General features: G+C 48.1%; 3 protein-coding genes and 1 pseudogene. All 4 read left to right on the plus strand.

Annotation, left to right across the window (positions count from 1 at the left end; translation table 11 throughout):
- Positions 1-165: 165 nt before the first annotated feature.
- On the plus strand, positions 166-627 hold the full coding sequence (locus RTW80_RS23295; RefSeq protein WP_000420674.1) for a DUF2824 family protein: 462 nt from the start codon (positions 166-168) through the stop codon (positions 625-627).
- The gene (locus tag RTW80_RS23300; RefSeq protein ID WP_000909175.1) at positions 621-1,298 is read left to right on the plus strand and encodes a hypothetical protein; all 678 of its coding nucleotides are present in this window, start codon (positions 621-623) and stop codon (positions 1,296-1,298) included. The genes RTW80_RS23295 and RTW80_RS23300 overlap by 7 nt, the downstream gene beginning before the upstream one ends.
- On the plus strand, positions 1,298-2,719 hold the full coding sequence (locus RTW80_RS23305) for a phage DNA ejection protein (RefSeq protein WP_025693499.1): 1,422 nt from the start codon (positions 1,298-1,300) through the stop codon (positions 2,717-2,719). The genes RTW80_RS23300 and RTW80_RS23305 overlap by 1 nt, the downstream gene beginning before the upstream one ends.
- Positions 2,719-3,448: pseudogene (locus tag RTW80_RS23310) on the plus strand (injection protein); the annotation flags it as partial. The gene RTW80_RS23305 and the pseudogene RTW80_RS23310, both read left to right, overlap by 1 nt.

Here is a 3,448-nt window from a genome sequence, read left to right on the forward strand (position 1 = left end):
TAAAGCCGGTATTGATAAGTGAGAAGCAAATGGAAGCGATAAAGAAAATTCAGGAAGAGCAGCGTAAAAAATCAGGAATTGGAGTAGCGCCAACTCTGCATGAAATTGCACGAGGGTTAATAGATAAGGCGCTGGCAGGCTGTATGTGAAAATGGATGGCATCGCATGGAACTAAAATTTATTGATAACCCTGTGCGATTACAGGCCTTTCTTAACGAGCCAGGCAATACCGAAAATATTGTTGAGCCGGGGCACACGTACTACATCAAGCCTGATGCGGTATATCTCGGCATCTACGAAGGATTAGTGCTGGCTGGCGTTCATGAAGTGCGTAACTTCTGGCATAGCGTTGTTGAATGCCATGCGGTGTACGACCCCGGATTCCGTGGTGAATATGCACTGCAAGGGCATCGATTATTCTGCAAATGGCTTCTCGAAAACTCACCATTCCTTAACAGCATCACTATGGTTCCTGACACCACGAAATATGGACGGGCAATTATCCGTTTGCTTGGCGCTACCCGTGTTGGTCACCTTGATGATGCTTATATCAGATGTGGTAAACCCGTCGGCGTAACGCTTTATCAGTTAACTCGGCAACAATATAAGGAATTCAGCGAATGTTAATTACCCATATAGCTCATAAACATCTCAATCGTGCCGTATACGAAAAAGGCGGTGATGGTGGTGCCTCTAAAGCTCAGGCGAAGGCCCAGCAGCAGGCAATTGATTTGCAGCGCGAGCAGTGGAATACGGTGATGAATAATCTCAAGCCGTATGCAGAAGTCGGATTGCCTGCTTTACAACAACTGCAAGGACTGATGACTCTGGAAGGGCAGAATAAAGCCGCGAATGATTTCTTTGGTTCTGGTTTATATAAAACACAGGCAGATCAGGCCCGTTATCAGAACCTTGTCTCAGCAGAAGCTACCGGGGGGCTTGGCTCAACAGCTACCAGTAACCAGTTATCTTCCATTGCGCCCATGCTTTATAACAATTGGCTCAGTGGGCAAATGCAAAATTATGGAAACCTGCTAAATGTCGGGATGAATGCGGCATCAGGGCAGGCAACAGCAGGGCAAAACTACGCCAATAATACCGGGCAACTCTTGCAGGGGCTTGGCGCTATTCGTGCAGGTCAGGCGCAGCAGCCATCCAGTCTTGCGCGTGGTATTGGTGGGGCGGCATCAGGCGCTTTAGCGGGTGCGCAACTTGGTTCCGTTGTTCCGGGTATAGGTAATGTCGCCGGGGCTATTGGTGGTGGGCTTATTGGTCTTGTTGGGGGGCTTGGATTCTAATGGCGACATGGCAACTTGGCGGGCTGCCTAGCATGGCACCGCAAAATGATAATGCTCCTCGTTCTTCCGTTCCTCAGCCTGTGCAGTATCAGCAGCACCCAAACGTAGGTTTAATGGCGCTACAGGGGCTAAGAGGCGTTGCTGAGATTAATCAGCAGGCACGTCAACAACAGCGTAAAGCAGAGTTTCAGAAAGCATATGCCGGGGCTTTTGAGTCTGGAGACAGAAACAAAATGCGCAGTCTTATTTCTGAGTATCCAGAAGAATTTGAAAGCGTTCAGAAAGGGATGGGCTTTATTGATGACGACCAGAGAAATTCTATTGGTCATCTTGCGACTAGTGCTCAAATCGCATCTTCGCTCGGAACTGGGGCATTTGGAAAATTCATAGCAGATAACGAAGATGAAATGCGTCGCTTGGGAATTTCTCCTGAGTCTGTTGCCGAAATGCATGTTAATGATCCACAGGGATTCCAGCGGCTTGCTGGTAGTATGGCACTGTTTTCTCTCGGTCATGAGAAGTATTTCGATATCAAAGATCAAATGGAAGGTCGGGATATTGAGCGTGGCAAGTTGGCAGAGACAATCCGCAGCAATCAGGCTGGCGAAGCACTTCAGGCGAGAGGGCAGGATATTAGCCGAGCAAATGCGTTAACGTCAGCATATGCACCAACAGCAGCAATGCAGAATTACAATCAGTACGCTCAAATGTTAAAGGCGGATCTAGAGGGGGCGGCGGCATTTGCGGCAGCGGCTGGAATTAATACAAACGCCAAAAAATTAATGAGTGTTAGAGAAAACGATGATGGCACTGTCACAAAATACTACACAGACGGAAGTGAAGAGCAGGGAAAACTAAACCAGCCAATATCTGGAGATGGGTTTCGTCCAATAGCTTTGCCAACAGCCCAAAAGATCATGGAAAAGTCGCCAGAAGGGGCTAAAAAAGCTGCTGGATTTGCATACAGGGTTAGGGATGCTCTTGATTCAATAGATACACTGAAAGACCAGCTTAGCCCACAGCGAGTGGCGATCATTAATAATGCTTTGGGTAATGGGACGCTGGCTAACTTAACGCTCAGCCCAACAGAGCAGCAATACGTTGTTAATGCTAATGACGCAATAATGGCAATACTCCGTCAGGAAACAGGGGCAGCTATCGCACCTGCTGAAATGTCAAAATATTATCAAATGTATTTCCCTCAGCCTGGCGACTCCACAAAAACCATTGATACCAAGCGCCGGAAGATGGAAAACCAGTTCAATTCGCTGAAAGCTGCTTCTGGTCGAGCTTATGATGCTTTGCGGGTTATTTCAGCAGTTGACAGAGGAACTTCTTCTTCGTCGCAGACATTGCCGCAATCTGAGCAGGTATCACAGCCAGCAGCCAGCAGTAACTTTTCTTCACTATGGGGTGATTAATGGCTAAAGCATGGAAAGATGTTATCGCCTCTCCACAGTATCAGGCGTTAGCACCAGAACAAAAAGCGCAGGCTCAGGAGCAATACTTCAATGAAGTCGTTGCCCCGCAAGCCGGAGAAAGTGTAGAGCAGGCTAAGCAGGCTTTTTATGCTGCCTATCCACTACCATCAACTAATGAAATAGACCGATCCCAATCAGCAACTCAAAATATTCAACATACATCATCTGATAATTCTCTTGCGTCAGGGTATGCAAAGTTAGCTACTCAGCAAAGAGAGGGGCTTGAGCGTTCAGCAGAACAGGGAGCCAGTCTTGGGGCTGCTATGCGCGATGCTATAACAGGCGAAAGCCGAATGACTCCAGAGATGGAGAGACTGCAAAATGTCGACCTTGCCCCAGAGTTAACCTCACTCAGCATGGATGCTCTAAAAGCTCGATGGTCTCAACTTTTCGGCTCTGACGCATCTCAGGAAAAGATTCTTCAGAGCATGGGAGCGAAATTAAGGCAGGATGAGAAGGGTAACACTATCGTTTCCCTGCCATCCGGTGATTATGCTCTGAACAAGCCGGGTTTATCGCCGCAAGACGTGGCATCGTTTCTGGCTAATGCGCTGGCGTTTACACCAGCGGGCAGGGCTGGAACGGTGCTTGGTGCCATAGGAAAATCAGCAGCTACAGATTTAGCACTACAGGGAGCCACCAGCCTTGCTGGTGGAGAAGATATTGATC

The organism is Escherichia sp. AM3, assembly GCF_032029835.1.
Lineage (GTDB): Bacteria > Pseudomonadota > Gammaproteobacteria > Enterobacterales > Enterobacteriaceae > Escherichia > Escherichia coli.

Bases quoted from the DNA above. Each gene is read 5' to 3' on its own strand.
- RTW80_RS23295 (WP_000420674.1), top strand. From the start codon at position 166: ATGGAACTAAAATTTATTGATAACCCTGTGCGATTACAGGCCTTTCTT.
- RTW80_RS23300 (WP_000909175.1), top strand. From the start codon at position 621: ATGTTAATTACCCATATAGCTCATAAACATCTCAATCGTGCCGTATAC.
- RTW80_RS23305 (WP_025693499.1), top strand. From the start codon at position 1,298: ATGGCGACATGGCAACTTGGCGGGCTGCCTAGCATGGCACCGCAAAAT.